General features: G+C 74.7%; 15 protein-coding genes and 1 rRNA gene. 15 read left to right on the top strand and 1 reads right to left on the bottom strand.

Translation table 11 applies throughout. The annotated features are described in order from the left end of the window. Positions 1 to 32 precede the first annotated feature (32 nt). From BMZ33_RS03595 to truB, 6 genes are all read left to right on the top strand, one after another. On the top strand, positions 33 to 326 hold the full coding sequence (locus BMZ33_RS03595) for a DUF503 domain-containing protein (RefSeq protein WP_091108002.1): 294 nt from the start codon (positions 33 to 35) through the stop codon (positions 324 to 326). 92 nt (positions 327 to 418) lie between these two features. Next, the gene (rbfA, locus tag BMZ33_RS03590; RefSeq protein WP_091107999.1) at positions 419 to 892 is read left to right on the top strand and encodes a 30S ribosome-binding factor RbfA; all 474 of its coding nucleotides are present in this window, start codon (positions 419 to 421) and stop codon (positions 890 to 892) included. Positions 893 to 965: 73 nt separating this feature from the next. Then, positions 966 to 1211, top strand: coding sequence for a hypothetical protein (locus BMZ33_RS03585; protein WP_091107997.1), 246 nt, complete (start codon positions 966 to 968; stop codon positions 1209 to 1211). Between the two features lie 5 nt (positions 1212 to 1216). Beyond that, positions 1217 to 2212 carry a DHH family phosphoesterase gene (locus BMZ33_RS03580; protein WP_169063846.1) on the top strand — a complete coding sequence of 332 codons (996 nt, stop codon included), beginning with the start codon at positions 1217 to 1219 and terminating at the stop codon, positions 2210 to 2212. After that, positions 2209 to 3600: an MATE family efflux transporter gene (locus BMZ33_RS03575; protein WP_091107993.1), complete on the top strand. Its 1392-nt coding sequence runs from the start codon at positions 2209 to 2211 to the stop codon at positions 3598 to 3600. Before BMZ33_RS03580 ends, BMZ33_RS03575 begins: the two co-directional genes overlap by 4 nt. Positions 3601 to 3655: 55 nt before the next feature. Then, the gene (truB, locus tag BMZ33_RS03570; protein ID WP_091107990.1) at positions 3656 to 4576 is read left to right on the top strand and encodes a tRNA pseudouridine(55) synthase TruB; all 921 of its coding nucleotides are present in this window, start codon (positions 3656 to 3658) and stop codon (positions 4574 to 4576) included. Between the two features lie 13 nt (positions 4577 to 4589). On the opposite strand, the gene BMZ33_RS03565 is transcribed toward truB, so the two are convergent. Beyond that, complete coding sequence (locus BMZ33_RS03565) at positions 4590 to 5270, bottom strand: HAD family hydrolase (protein ID WP_091107989.1); 681 nt, start codon at positions 5268 to 5270, stop codon at positions 4590 to 4592. A gap of 72 nt (positions 5271 to 5342) precedes the next feature. Between BMZ33_RS03565 and BMZ33_RS03560 the strand changes: the two genes are divergently transcribed. The 9 genes from BMZ33_RS03560 to BMZ33_RS03520 all read left to right on the top strand — a co-directional run. Further along, positions 5343 to 5666, top strand: a complete 324-nt coding sequence (locus tag BMZ33_RS03560) for an antibiotic biosynthesis monooxygenase family protein (RefSeq protein WP_091107987.1) — start codon at positions 5343 to 5345, stop codon at positions 5664 to 5666. Between the two features lie 115 nt (positions 5667 to 5781). Beyond that, the gene (locus BMZ33_RS03555) at positions 5782 to 6921 is read left to right on the top strand and encodes a branched-chain amino acid aminotransferase (RefSeq protein WP_169063845.1); all 1140 of its coding nucleotides are present in this window, start codon (positions 5782 to 5784) and stop codon (positions 6919 to 6921) included. A 19-nt stretch (positions 6922 to 6940) separates the two neighbouring features. After that, on the top strand, positions 6941 to 7909 hold the full coding sequence (locus tag BMZ33_RS03550; RefSeq protein WP_091107985.1) for a bifunctional riboflavin kinase/FAD synthetase: 969 nt from the start codon (positions 6941 to 6943) through the stop codon (positions 7907 to 7909). Positions 7910 to 8036: 127 nt separating this feature from the next. Next, complete coding sequence (gene rpsO, locus BMZ33_RS03545) at positions 8037 to 8306, top strand: 30S ribosomal protein S15 (protein WP_091107983.1); 270 nt, start codon at positions 8037 to 8039, stop codon at positions 8304 to 8306. Between the two features lie 244 nt (positions 8307 to 8550). Next, positions 8551 to 10842, top strand: a complete 2292-nt coding sequence (locus BMZ33_RS03540; protein WP_169063844.1) for a polyribonucleotide nucleotidyltransferase — start codon at positions 8551 to 8553, stop codon at positions 10840 to 10842. Positions 10843 to 10963: 121 nt separating this feature from the next. Then, positions 10964 to 12223 carry a M16 family metallopeptidase gene (locus BMZ33_RS03535; protein ID WP_169063843.1) on the top strand — a complete coding sequence of 420 codons (1260 nt, stop codon included), beginning with the start codon at positions 10964 to 10966 and terminating at the stop codon, positions 12221 to 12223. Further along, entirely contained in the window at positions 12220 to 12612 is a 393-nt protein-coding gene (locus tag BMZ33_RS03530; protein WP_169063842.1) for a VanZ family protein, read from the top strand. Before BMZ33_RS03535 ends, BMZ33_RS03530 begins: the two co-directional genes overlap by 4 nt. A gap of 41 nt (positions 12613 to 12653) precedes the next feature. After that, complete coding sequence (gene dapB, locus BMZ33_RS03525) at positions 12654 to 13460, top strand: 4-hydroxy-tetrahydrodipicolinate reductase (protein WP_091107978.1); 807 nt, start codon at positions 12654 to 12656, stop codon at positions 13458 to 13460. A 325-nt stretch (positions 13461 to 13785) separates the two neighbouring features. Beyond that, positions 13786 to 13999 (top strand): 16S ribosomal RNA (locus tag BMZ33_RS03520); the annotation flags it as partial.

Below are 13999 nucleotides of genomic sequence, written 5' to 3'. Positions count from 1 at the left end.
GCGTCGTCGCCCGGCAACAGGGAGGAGCACCCGTGTTCACGGGGGCGCTGACCGCCGACCTGTTGCTGGGCGACGTCCACTCGCTCAAGGGCAAGCGCGCCGTGGTCCGGCCGATCGTGGCCGAGCTGCGGCGCCGCTTCGCCGTGGCCGCGGCCGAGGTCGGCGACCTCGACCTGCACCGCCGCGTGCAGGTCGCGGTCGCCACGGTCGCGGGGGACGCCGGTCAGGTGACCGACGTCCTCGACGCCTGCGAGCGGTTGCTGGCCGAGCGGCCGGAGGTGACGCTGCTGTCGACGCACCGGCAGCTGTTCAGCAGTACCGACTGACCCATCCATCCACCACCGTGGCCCCGTCCCGGGCCCGCCCCCAGCGTGCGAGGGGTGGGCAGGACGGGGTCCTTCCACCCCGGAGGTCCGCCGTGGCCGACCCCGCCCGCGCCCGCAAGCTGGCCGTGCGCATCCGCCAGATCGTCTCCGCGGCGATCGAGTCGCAGATCAAGGACCCCCGGCTGGGCATGGTCACCGTGACCGACGCCCGCGTCACCAGCGACCTGCGCGAGGCCACGGTCTTCTACACCGTCTACGGCGACGAGACCGCGGTCGCCGACTCCGCCCGCGCGCTGGCCAGCGCCACCGGCGTGCTGCGCTCGACGGTGGGCAGGCAGACCGGCATCAAGTTCGTGCCGACGCTGGAGTTCGTCGCCGACCACGTCCCCGACACCGCCCGCGAGCTCGACGAGGCGCTCGAGCGGGTCCGGCACGCCGACGCGGAGCTCGCCCGGCTGCGCGAGCACGCCACCTACGCCGGCGACGCCGACCCCTACCGGCACCCCGAGGCCGACGACGACCCGGAGGACGTGGGCTCGTCCTCCGAGCACAGGAGCGCCTCGTGAGCGGGCTCGCGAGCTCACGCGAGGACACAGCAGCGCCGCGAACGCGGCCGACGAGCGCCAGCGAGGAGGTCTCGTGAGCGAGAACGACCCCGACCCGTACCTGCCCGGCGAGGGCCAGGGCCGCTCGGAGTTCGGCGGCCGCGCCGAGCCCGACGCCGGCGACCCGACCGACGGCGGCCGCGAGGGCCAGATCGGCGAGGTGCCCAGCATCGCCGAGGACGAGCCCGACGACGGCGGCCCCGCGCTGCCGCCCGGCGGCGGCCGGGTCACCGAGGACTCCAACGCGTCCCCGGTGGCCGACCCCGGCCCCGACGCCTGAGCCCGGTGACCGTCCCGTCCACAGCCGGGCGCACCCCCGCCGCCGTGCTCGCCGAGGCGGCCGACGCCCGGGCCACCGTCGTGCTGTCCGGGCACGTGCAGCCCGACGCCGACGCCCTCGGCAGCACGCTCGCCCTCGCCGAGGGCCTGCGCCGCCGCGGCGCCCGGGTGCACGCCACCTTTCCCGGCCCGCCCACGCTGCCGGCCTCGCTGGGCTGGCTGCCCGGCGCCGAGGGGCTGGTGCCGTCGGGCGCGGTGCCCACCGCGCCCGACGTCTTCGTCGGCCTCGACGCCGCCTCCCCGGGCCGGCTCGGGGAGCTGGCCGCGGTGCTCGAGCGGGCCGGTACGTCGGTCGTGCTCGACCACCACGCCAGCAATCCTGGCTTCGGCGACGTCCGCCTCGTCGACCCGGCCGCGCCGGCCACCGTGGTGCTGGTCGCCGCGCTGCTGGACGAGCTCGACGTCGCCCTCGACGCGCCGCTGGCCACGCTGCTCTACGCCGGGCTGGCCGCCGACACCGGTTCCTTCCGGTTCGGCAGCACCCGCCCGGACACCCACCACCTGGCCGCCCGGCTGCTCGGCACCGGCATCGACCACGCCGCGATCAGCCGGCGGCTGTTCGACACCGCGCCCTTCGGCTGGCTGCGCCTGCTCTCGGCGGTGACCGGCCGGGCGGCGCTCGAGCCCGAGGTCGGCGGGGGCCTGGTCTGGACCTGGTCGACCACCGCCGAGGCCGCCGAGCACGGCCTGCCCGGCGAGCAGCTGGAGGCGCTGGTCGACGTCGTCCGCAGCACCGCCGAGGCCGACGTCGCCTGCGTGCTCAAGGGCCAGGACGACGGGACGTGGTCGGTGTCGCTGCGCTCGCGCGGCGCCACCGACGTCGCCCGGGTGGCGATGGCCCTGGGGGGCGGCGGGCACCGCGCGGCGGCCGGGTTCACCTCGCACGAGGACCGCGGGACGACCATGGCCCGCATCCGCGGGGAGCTGGCCGCCGGCCGATGACCCGGTCGTCCCCCTTCCGGCGGGATCGCCGACCTCGCCCGGATCCGGCCCCGGAACCGCACGGGACCGCCGATCCCGCCGCGGCCGGGCGGCGGGCACCCGGCGTCCTCGCGCTGGCCCTCCCGGCGCTGGTGGTGCTGGCCGCCGAACCGCTGTACCTGCTCGTCGACACCGCCGTGGTGGGCAACCTCGGCACCGTCCCCCTCGGCGGGCTCGCCGTCGGGGGCGGCCTGCTCGCCTGGGCCGCGGCGCTGCTGAACTTCCTCGCCTACGGCACCACCGCCCGCGCCGCCCGGCGGGCGGGGGCCGGCGACCGCGCGGGCGCCGTCGCCGAGGGGGTGCAGGCCACCTGGCTGGCGGTGCTGCTCGGCGCCGCCGTCGTGCTGCTGTTCCAGGTGCTGGCCGGCCCGCTGACGCAGACGCTGGCCGGCGGCCCCGGCGAGGTGGCCGAGGCGGGGGAGCAGTGGCTGCGGGTGGCCGGCTGCGGCGCCCCGCTGCTGCTGGTCTCCCTGGCCGGCAACGGCTGGCTGCGCGGCGTACAGGACCTGCGCCGCCCGGTGCGCTTCGTCCTCGCCGGTAGCCTGCTGAGCCTGGTCCTCTGCCCGCTGCTCGTGCACCCGGCCGGCCTCGGGCTGCCCGGGTCCGCGGTCGCCAACCTCGTCGGCCAGTCGCTGACGGCGGCGCTGTTCGTGCGCGCGCTGCTGCGGGAGGGCGCCGACTGGCGGTTCCGCCCGGCCGCCGTCCGCGCGCAGCTCGTGTTGGGCCGTGACCTGCTGCTGCGCGCCACCGTGCTGCAGCTGGCCTTCCTCGTCGCGGCCGGGGTCGCCGCGCGGACCGGGCAGGCGGCTCTCGGCGCCCACCAGATCGCCCTGCAGCTGTTCCTCTTCCTCGCGCTGGTCCTCGACGCCTACGCCATCGCCGCCCAGACGCTGGTCGGCCACGCGCTCGGCGCCGGGCGCCCCGCCGAGGCCCGGGCCACCGCCCGGCGGGTGACCCTGTGGGGCCTGGGCACCGGCGTGCTGGTCGCCGTGGTGCTGCTGGCCGGCCGCGACCTCGTCGTCCCGCTGTTCACCGGCGACCCCGCCGTCCGCGCGCAGGCCGGGCTGGTGTGGTGGTTCCTCGCCGGCTTCCAGCCGCTGGCCGGGGTGGTGTTCGCCCTCGACGGCGTGCTCATGGGCGCCGGCGACGTCGGCTACCTGCGCACGGTGACCGTGGGCGCGGCCCTGGTCGGGTTCCTGCCGCTGTCGCTGCTGTCCGGGCCGCTGGACTGGGGCCTGGCCGGGGTGTGGACCGGGCTGACGGCGTTCATCGCGCTGCGGCTGGTCGCCGTCCTGGCCCGGGTGGCGGGGGACCGGTGGCTGACCGCACCTGCCACGGTGGGCGCGTGAGCCCACCCCACGAGGACCCTCCGCTGGCGCTCCACGTCTCCGCGGGGACCCCGGCATGAGCCGCCGACGCGCCGCCGACGCCGACGTGACCCCGGGGGTCCTGCTGGTCGACAAGCCCGGCGGGATGACCTCGCACGACGTCGTCGCCCGGGCCCGGCGGGTGCTGTCGGTGCGGCGGGTCGGGCACGCCGGCACCCTCGACCCGATGGCGACCGGCCTGCTGGTGCTCGGCGTCGGTGCGGCGACCCGGCTGCTGGGCCACCTCGGCGGCTCGGACAAGGTCTACGAGGCCACCATCAGGCTCGGGCAGACGACGGTCACCGACGACCGCGAGGGGGAGGTGCTGACGACCACGTCCGCCGCGCACCTCGACGACGACGCCGTCCGCGCGGCGCTGGCCGGCCAGACCGGGCCGCTGCAGCAGGTGCCCTCGTCGGTGAGCGCGGTCAAGGTCGGCGGCCGCCGCAGCTACGACCGCGTCCGGGCCGGCGAGGAGGTCGTGCTCGAGCCCCGGTCGGTCACCGTGCACCGCGTCGACGTGCACGCGGTCACCCGGCCGACCCCCGACCTGGTCGACGTCGAGGTCACGGTGGCCTGCACCGCCGGTACCTACGTGCGCGCCATCGCCCGCGACGCCGGCGCCGCGCTCGGCGTCGGCGGCCACCTGACCGCGCTGCGCCGCACCGCCTCGGGCCCGTTCACCACCGCGCAGGCCGCACCGGTCGAGGACGCCGCTGCCGCGCTCGCCGCGGGCGGCGGTCCCGGCGTGCTGACCCTCCCGGAGGCCGCGACGGCGGTCTTCCCCGAGCGGCGGCTCACCGACGACGAGGCCCGCGCGCTCGGGTATGGCCAGCGGGTGCCCGCCACGGGCCGGCCGGGGCTGTCGGCCGCCGTCGACCCCGCCGGCCGGTTGGTGGCCCTCGTCGAGGACGCCGGGTCGACCGCCCGCGTCGCCGTCGGCTTCCCCTCCGCCTAGCCGGTCCGCCCGGCTAGCCCCGGGCCACCGTGCCGACCAGCGAGTCGTCGAGGTGGGCCAGCAGGTCGGCCGGGTCGTCGTAGACCTCGTCGGCCCCCTCCTCGAGCAGCTCGGCGCGCGAGATGCCCCCGCAGGTCAGCGCGATGACGGGGAAGCCGGCGCCCCTCGCCGCCCGCACGTCCCAGATCGTGTCGCCCACCGCGACGGTCCGGTCGGGGTCCAGACCGTGGGCCTCGGCGGCGGTGCGCAGCAGGTCCGGCGCCGGCTTCGCCGACTCCACGTCGCCCGACGTCGTCGACCCGTCGACGACGTCCTCGCCGCCGATCGCCGGCACCATCCACTCCAGGTCCGACTCCTCACCGCTGGTCGCCAGCACCACGGCCAGCTCCCGCTCCCGGCACGCGGCGAGCAGCTCGTCCACCCGGGGGAAGGCCACCACCTGCTCGCGCAGCGGCTCGTAGCGGCGGCTCTTGGCCTTCATCACCTCGTCGACGTCACCCGCGTCGTCCCCCAGCAGGTGGGTGACGAGCTCGGCGCTGCCGATGCCGATCGACCGGTGGCACTCGGCCATCGACACGTCGTCGTGCCCGGTGTCGCGGAAGGCCTGCCACCAGGCGAGGACCTGCAGGTAGTTGGTGTCGAGCAGGGTGCCGTCGACGTCGAGGAGCACGCCGGGCCGCTTCTCCGGGGTCACCGGGCCATCCTCACCCGGGCGCCGGACTCCCGCTCCGGTTAGCCCGGGCGCACGCCGGGGCAAGGGGAGCGCATGAGCGTCGTGAAGATCAACGCGATCAGCGTGCCGCCCCACATGCACGAGCGCTTCGAGGAGCGCTTCCGCGGCCGGGCCGGCGCCGTGGAGAAGACCGCCGGCTTCGAGTGGTTCGAGCTGCTGCGCCCGCTGGAGGGCACCGACCAGTACCTGGTCTACACGCGGTGGTCGAGCGAGGAGGCCTACCGGGCCTGGGAGGACGGCCAGGACTTCGCCCGGGCGCACGAGGGCGGCGGCGACGAGCTGGCCCCCGCGGCCAGCGACTCGCACCACCTGTGGTCCTACGAGGTCATCGAGAGCTCCGCGCCCGACCGGCCCTGACCTGCCCGGGGGAGGCGGCGGTGGTCGGCTCCCGGCCGCCGACGGGCCCGGCGCTACTGTGAGCGGCGGGCCGGTCGTCCGCCGGTCCCGCCCCGAGCTCGCCCAGGTGGGAGACATGACCGACACGCTCGCCGACAGCCGCACCTCGTCCCGGGTCTTCACCGAGGGCGTGCCGGTGACCGTGGAGGACGTGTCCCGCCGCCCGGCCGCCGAGCGCGAGGCGGTGCTGGCCGACCCCGGCTTCGGCCGGCACTTCACCGACTCGATGTTCGTGGCCCGCTGGACCGCGGGCCGCGGCTGGCACGACGCCCGGCTGACCGCCTACGCGCCGCTGCAGGTCGACCCGGCCACCGCGGCGCTGCACTACGCGCAGTCGATCTTCGAGGGGCTCAAGGCCTACGCCCAGCCCGACGGCAGCGTGGCCACCTTCCGCCCCGAGGCCAACGCCGCCCGCTTCGCCCGCGGTGCCCGCCGGCTGGCGATGCCGCCGGTGCCCGAGGATGCGTTCATCGCCGCCGTCGACGCGCTCGTCGACGCCGACCGCGACTGGGTGCCCACCGGACCGGACCAGACGCTGTACCTGCGGCCCTACCAGCTGGCCACCGAGCCCTTCCTCGGCGTGCGGCCGGCCCACGAGTACCTCTTCCTCGTCATCGCCAGCCCGGCGGGCGCCTACTTCCCGCGCGGGGTCCACCCGGTGTCGGTGTACCTCTCCGAGGACTACATCCGGGCCGCGCCCGGCGGCACCGGCGACGTCAAGTGCGCCGGCAACTACGCCGCCAGCCTGCTGGCGCAGGAGCAGGCCATCGAGGCCGGCTGCGACCAGGTGGTCTGGCTCGACGCGGTGGAGAAGCGCTACGTCGAGGAGATGGGCGGGATGAACCTGTTCTTCGTCCTCGGCACCGGCGACGGCGCCGAGCTCGTCACCCCCGAGCTCACCGGCACGCTGCTGCCCGGCATCACCCGCGACTCGCTGATCGCCGTCGCCCGCGAGCGCGGCTTGCGGGTCACCGAGCGCCGGTTCAGCGTCGACGAGTGGCGCTCGGGGGTCGCCGACGGCACGGTCACCGAGACCTTCGCCTGCGGCACCGCCGCCGTGATCACCCCGGTCGGGGAGGTCAAGGCCCGCACCGGCGACTTCACCGTGGGCGACGGCGAGCCCGGACCGGTCACGATGGGGCTGCGCGAGCACCTGCTCGACATCCAGCACGGCCGGGTGCCCGACACCCACGGCTGGCTGCACCGGGTCGCCTGAGCAACCCGGTCCTGACGACGTGCGCCGCTGGCGGGGGTTGCCGGCCACCCCCGGCGACCTGGGCCGCACGGTGGTGACCATCGGCATGTACGACGGCGTCCACCGCGGCCACCAGGAGCTCATCGGCACCGCGGTGGCCCGCGCCCGCGCGCTGGGCCGGCCCTGCGTGCTGGTCACCTTCGACCCGCACCCCACCGAGGTGGTCCGCCCCGGCACGCACCCGGCGATCCTCACCTCGCTCGACCGCAAGGCCGAGCTGGTCGCCGCCCTCGGCGTCGACGCGATGTGCGTCCTGCCGTTCACCCAGGAGTTCAGCCGGTGGACGCCCGAGGAGTTCACCCACGAGGTGCTGGTGGAGAACCTGCACGCGGCCGCCGTCGTCGTCGGGCAGAACTTCACCTACGGGCACCGCGCGGCCGGCAGCGTCGCGACGCTGACCCAGGAGGGCCGCCGGTTCGGCTTCGCGGTGGAGGGCGTGCCCCTCGCCGGGGACGCCTCGGCCGACGGCGAGGTGACCATCTCCTCGACCTACATCCGCGCCTGCGTCGCCGCGGGCGACATGCACAGCGCGGCCCGCGCGCTGGGCCGGCCGCACCGGGTCGACGGCGTCGTCGTCCGCGGTGAACGGCGCGGCCGCGAGCTGGGCTACCCGACGGCGAACGTGGAGAGCCCGCCCTGGACCGCCATCCCCGCCGACGGCGTGTACGCGGGGTCCCTGGTCGTCCAGGACACCTCCGGCCGCACCGGCGACAGCCGCCCGGCCGCGATCTCGGTGGGCACCAACCCCACGTTCCAGGGGACCCGGCGCACCGTCGAGGCGTACGTCCTCGACTTCTCCGGCGACCTCTACGGCGAGCACGTCGGCGTCGAGTTCGTCGAGCGGCTGCGGCCGATGACCTCCTTCGCGGGGGTCGACGAGCTGGTCGCCACGATGGCCGACGACGTCGCGCGCACCCGCGCGGTGCTGGGGTCACCCCCCGCCGGGTGATCACCGCGGCGGGCGGCCACCGCCGCGCTGGTAGTCTGCTGGACGCCGCGTGTGCGCGGCGATGTGTGTCACCTGCCCCCGTGAGTCAGACCGGGGGCCACACGAGACCTGGCCAGGAGGCCCGTCCATGGCGCTCGACAGCGCGACGAAGCAGCAGATCATGACCGACTACGCGACCGTCGAGCGGGACACGGGCTCGCCCGAGGTCCAGGTCGCGATGCTCACCCGCCGGATCAGCGACCTGACCGAGCACCTCAAGCAGCACAAGCACGACCACCACAGCCGCCGGGGCCTGCTGCTCCTGGTCGGCCGCCGTCGCCGGCTGCTGAACTACCTGGCCAAGACCGACATCAGCCGCTACCGCTCGCTCATCGAGCGGCTCGGTCTGCGCCGCTGACCCCGGAGGGGGCCGTCCCGCCGGGACGGTCCCCTCTCTCGTGGGGCACCCGCCCTGCGAGCCCCGGCGCCCCGCCGCGCGCCCCGACGCTGGTCGGTCCTCGGTGGTGGCCCCCGGGTGTGCCCCTCCGCGACGGAGGGAACCGACCCCGTGGGCTTCGATCGAAGACCGGTCACCCGGCAGCAGTCCGGCGCAGGACGCCACGAAGAGGACGTCGCCGCATGCGACGCAGGAAGAGGACGACGTGTCCGCACCCACCACCCAGGGCAGCCAGGCCACCAACGGCGTGGCTGCCGAGTACGACCCCGAGGACGGCGTCACCACCGCCACCGCGGTCATCGACAACGGCAGCCGCGGCAGCCGCAGCATCACCTTCGAGACCGGGCGGCTGGCCAAGCAGGCCGCCGGCTCGGTCGTCGTCACCACGGGCGACACCATGCTGCTGTCGGCCACCACGGCCGGCCGGCAGCCCAAGGAGCACTTCGACTTCTTCCCGCTGACGGTCGACGTCGAGGAGCGGATGTACGCCGCCGGGCGCATCCCCGGCTCGTTCTTCCGCCGCGAGGGCCGCCCCAGCGAGGACGCGATCCTCACCTGCCGGCTCATCGACCGCCCCCTGCGCCCGACCTTCGCCAAGGGCCTGCGCAACGAGGTCCAGGTCGTCATCACCGTGCTGGCGCTCGACCCCGACCACCTCTACGACGTGCTGGCGATCAACGGCGCCTCGGCCTCGACGCAGCTGTCGGGCCTGCCGTTCTCCGGCCCGGTCGGCGGCACCCGCGTGGCGCTGGTCGACGGCCAGTGGGTCGGCTTCCCGACGCACGCCGAGCTCGAGGACGCCGTCTTCGACATGGTCGTCGCCGGCCGGCTGCTGCCCGACGGCGACGTCGCCATCATGATGGTCGAGGCCGAGGCCACCGAGAAGACGATCCAGCTGGTCGCCGGCGGCGCGTCCGCCCCGACCGAGGAGGTCGTGGCGCAGGGCCTCGAGGCCGCCAAGCCCTTCATCCGGGCGCTGTGCGAGGCGCAGTCGGCGCTGGCCGAGAAGGCCGCCAAGCCGGTCGCGGAGTTCCCGCGCTTCCTCGACTACCAGGACGACGTCTACGCCGCCGTCGAGTCCGCCGCCCTCGAGCGGCTGACGCAGGCGCAGTCGATCGCCGGCAAGCAGGAGCGCAACGACGCCACCGACGCGCTCAAGGACGAGGTCGTCGCCTCGCTGGCCGAGCAGTTCGCCGGCCGCGAGAAGGAGGTGTCGGCCGCCTTCCGCGCCGTCACCAAGAAGGTCGTGCGCCAGCGCATCCTGCGCGACAAGGTCCGCATCGACGGCCGCGGCGTCACCGACATCCGGCCGCTGTCGGCCGAGGTCGAGGTCGTCCCGCGGGTGCACGGCTCGGCGCTGTTCGAGCGCGGCGAGACCCAGATCCTGGGCATCACCACGCTGAACATGCTGCGGATGGAGCAGCAGCTGGACACGCTGTCGCCCGAGACGCGCAAGCGTTACATGCACAACTACAACTTCCCGCCGTACTCCACTGGCGAGACCGGTCGCGTGGGCTCGCCCAAGCGACGCGAGATCGGCCACGGCGCGCTCGCCGAGCGGGCGCTGCTGCCGGTGCTGCCCGACCGCGAGGAGTTCCCCTACGCGATCCGGCAGGTGTCCGAGGCGCTGGGCTCCAACGGCTCGACGTCGATGGGCTCGGTGTGCGCATCCACCCTGGCGCTGCTCAACGCCGGTGTGCCGCTCAAGGCCCCGGTCGCCGGCATCGCGATGGGCCTGGTGTCCGACGAGGTCGACGGCAAGACGGAGTACATCGCGCTGACCGACATCCTCGGCGCCGAGGACGCCTTCGGTGACATGGACTTCAAGGTCGCCGGCACCAAGGACTTCGTCACGGCGCTGCAGCTGGACACCAAGCTCGACGGCATCCCGTCCGACGTGCTCGCCCAGGCGCTGACCCAGGCCCGCGCCGCCCGGCTGCACATCCTCGACGTGATGAACGAGGCCATCGACGCCCCGGACGAGATGAGCCCGTACGCCCCGCGCGTGACCACGGTGCGCATCCCGGTCGACAAGATCGGCGCGGTCATCGGCCCCAAGGGCCAGATGATCAACTCGATCCAGGACGAGACCGGCGCCGACATCACCATCGAGGACGACGGCACGATCTACGTCGGCGCCTCCGACGGTCCCTCGGCCCAGGCCGCGGTGGACCGGATCAACGCCATCGCCAACCCGCAGATGCCGAAGGTCGGGGAGCGCTTCCTCGGCACGGTCGTCAAGACCACGCCGTTCGGCGCCTTCGTCTCGCTGCTGCCGGGCAAGGACGGCCTGGTCCACATCAGCAAGCTCGGTGGCGGCAAGCGCATCGGCAAGGTCGAGGACGTCGTGAACGTCGGCGACAAGCTGCAGGTCGAGATCACCGACATCGACGCCCGCGGCAAGATCAGCCTCGTCCCGGTGGCCGCCGAGGCCGCCGGCGACGGCGCTCCCGCCGGTGACGCGGCCGCTCCGGCCGACGCGCCCGCGGAGGCCTGACACGACCGCCGACCCGACGACGACCGGGGCCGGAACGGGCACGGGGTCTGCCGACCTCGGGCTCGTCCCGGCCCCGGTCGGTGTTCCCTCCGTCCTCGACGTCGACGACGACGGCGGCCGGGTGGAGCGCACGGTGCTCCCCGGCGGCCTTCGGGTGCTCACCGAGACGATGCCCGGCGTGCTGTCCGCGACGCTGGGCATCTGGGTGGGCGTCGGCTCGCGCGACGAGACCGACCGCGTAGCCGGTGCCTCGCACTTCCTCGAGCACCTGCTCTTCAAGGGCACCCGCAGCCGCAGCGCCCTGGAGATCGCGACGGCGATGGACGCCGTCGGTGGTGAGATGAACGCCTTCACCGCCAAGGAGCACACCTGCTACTACGCCAACGTGCTCGCCAGCGACCTGCCGCTGGCGGTCACGCTGCTCGGCGACCTGGTCACCGAGGCGCTCAACACGCCCGAGGACCTGGAGTCCGAGCGGACGGTGGTGCTCGAGGAGATCGCCATGCGCGACGACGAGCCCTCCGACCTCGTGCACGACCTGTTCGCCGAGACGCTCTTCGGCGGCAGCCCCCTGGGCCGGTCGGTGCTGGGCAGCGTCGAGTCGATCGAGGGCCTGTCCCGCGACGACGTCGACGGCTGGTACCGCTCGCGCTACGCCCTCCCGTCGATGGTGGTCACCGCCGCCGGGCGGGTCGACCACCAGCAGGTGGTCGACCTGGTGACGGCGGTCTTCGGCGACCGGCTCGCCGGTGACGGGGCCCCCGCCCCGCTGCGCCGGGGCGAGGACGCCGCCCCCGGCCGGCCCGCCCGGCCGACCGGGCTGGTGTCGCGCCGCACCGAGCAGACGCACCTGCTGCTGGGCAGCCTGGGGCTGAGCCGCTTCGACGACCGGCGCTACGCCGCGGCGGTGCTGGAGACCGCGGTCGGCGGCGGGATGAGCTCGCGGCTGTTCCAGGAGGTCCGCGAGAAGCGCGGGCTGGTCTACAGCGTCGGCTCGGCGCTGACCTCCTACGCCGGCACCGGCTCGTTCTCGGTCTACGCCGCCTGCTCCAAGAAGCGGGTGCCCGAGGTCCTGCGGCTGGTCCGCGAGGAGGTGGCGCGCGTGGCCGCCGACGGGCTCACCCCCGAGGAGGTCGCCCGCGGGCGAGGGCAGCTGCGCGGCGGCACCGTCCTGGGCCTGGAGGACACCGGGTCGCGGATGAGCCGGCTCGGCAAGAGCGAGCTCTCGCACGGGGAGTACGTGCCGGTGCGCGAGGTGCTCGAGCGGATCGCCGCGGTCGACGAGGAGCAGGTGCGCACCGTGGCCGCCGACCTGCTCACCCGGGAGACCTGCCTGGCCGTCGTCGGCCCCTACCGCGCCACCGACCTCGACCGGCTGTGAGCGGTCCGTCCGTGGTCACCCGGCCCCCGCACCCCGCACTGCGCGTCCACGGCGCGCTGTCGCGCGGCGCGTTCGCCGTCACGGTGCTCGTGTCGCTGGCGGTGCTCTTCGCCCCGGCGTCCGACGTGCCCACCGCACCTCCAGGGGTGGACAAGCTCGTGCACCTGGCGCTGTTCCTGGCGCTGGCACTCGCCGGGCGGTGGGCGGGCATCCGCCCCGTGCCCCTCGCGGTCCTGCTGCTGGCCTACGGCGCGGTCAGCGAGGTGGTCCAGGCCGCCTCGGCCCTGGCGCGCTCGGGCTCGGTGCTCGACTGGCTGGCGGACGCCGCCGGCATCGGCCTCGGCCTGCTGGCGTGGTCCGCGGGGGAGCGGCGCCCCGCCGTCCGCTGACCGGTGTTGCACCCCGACCGGACGCCGGGAAACCTGACCCGGTGACCACCACCCCCTCCGCACCCGACCACCAGGCAGCCGGCGTCGGAGGGGCGGAGCCGCCGCGGACCGCGGTCGGCGTGCTCGGCGCGCGGGGGCGGATGGGCACCGAGGTGGTCAAGGCGGTCAACGCCGCCGACGACCTCGAGCTGGTGGCGATGGTCGACGACGGCGACTGGCTGTTCAACGTGGCCGACGCCGGCGCCCAGGTGGTCGTGGACTTCACCCGCCCGGACGTCGTCATGGACAACATCCGGTTCTGCATCGACCAGGGCATCCACTGCGTGGTCGGGACCACCGGCTTCGACGAGCAGCGGCTGGCCACGGTGGCGCAGTGGCTGGAGCCCAAGCCGGACGTCGGCGTGGTCATCGCCCCGAACTTCGGCATCGGCGCGGTCCTGCTCATGCGCTTCGCCCAGGAGGCCGCGCGGTTCTTCCCCTCCACCGAGGTGGTCGAGCTGCACCACCCGAACAAGGTGGACGCCCCCTCGGGGACGGCGGTGCGCACGGCCCGGCTGGTCGCGGCGGCCCGCCGGGCGGCCGGCCTGCCACCCTCGCCCGACGCCACGACCGACTCGCTGCCCGGCGCCCGCGGTGCCGACGTCGAGGGGATCCCGGTGCACGCCGTGCGCCTCACCGGGCTGGTCGCCCACCAGGAGGTGCTCATGGGTGCGGCGGGGGAGACCCTGACGCTCCGGCACGACTCCTTCGACCGCGCGTCCTTCATGCCGGGCGTGCTCCTGGCGGTCCGCGAGATCGGCGGCCGCCCCGGCCTGACCGTGGGGATCGAGTCCCTCCTCGGGCTCTGAGGGGGACGCCCGCGGTGTGACGGAGACCCCGCGTGCACGACCCCCGGAGGTCGTGTACTGTTCTCTTCGCGCCGGACGGGGCCGAGAGGCCCGCGGAGAGCACCCCAGCGGTGCAGACCTCCGCGAGACGGCGTAGAGTGGGACAAGCCGCCTCCGACAGAGCCCGAGAGGGTCGAGTTGGTGTGCGTCCGCTCCTTGAGAACTCAACAGCGTGCCGAAAGTCAGTGCCAAGTAGTACCCCGTCCGCATCCTGTGGGGTGTGGAGGGTTCCTTTGGTTGATTGATCGAGATCTGTCAGGTCTTGGTTCTTCGCCTGGTTCAAGCATCTACGGAGAGTTTGATCCTGGCTCAGGACGAACGCTGGCGGCGTGCTTAACACATGCAAGTCGAACGCTGAACCCTGCTTGCGGGGGGATGAGTGGCGAACGGGTGAGTAACACGTGGGCAACCTGCCCCCGGCTCTGGGATAACTCCAAGAAATTGGGGCTAATACCGGATGTTCACCGGCTGCCGCATGGTGGTGGGTGGAAAGGGTTTCC

Source organism: Geodermatophilus dictyosporus (genome assembly GCF_900115505.1).
GTDB classification, from domain to species: domain Bacteria; phylum Actinomycetota; class Actinomycetes; order Mycobacteriales; family Geodermatophilaceae; genus Geodermatophilus; species Geodermatophilus dictyosporus.
Note: the sequence above shows the minus strand (reverse complement) of the source record. Positions and strands in the feature narration are given on the sequence as shown.

Bases quoted from the DNA above. Each gene is read 5' to 3' on its own strand.
- BMZ33_RS03575 (WP_091107993.1), top strand. From the start codon at position 2,209: ATGACCCGGTCGTCCCCCTTCCGGCGGGATCGCCGACCTCGCCCGGAT.
- rpsO (WP_091107983.1), top strand. From the start codon at position 8,037: ATGGCGCTCGACAGCGCGACGAAGCAGCAGATCATGACCGACTACGCG.
- BMZ33_RS03555 (WP_169063845.1), top strand. From the start codon at position 5,782: ATGACCGACACGCTCGCCGACAGCCGCACCTCGTCCCGGGTCTTCACC.
- BMZ33_RS03560 (WP_091107987.1), top strand. From the start codon at position 5,343: ATGAGCGTCGTGAAGATCAACGCGATCAGCGTGCCGCCCCACATGCAC.
- truB (WP_091107990.1), top strand. From the start codon at position 3,656: ATGAGCCGCCGACGCGCCGCCGACGCCGACGTGACCCCGGGGGTCCTG.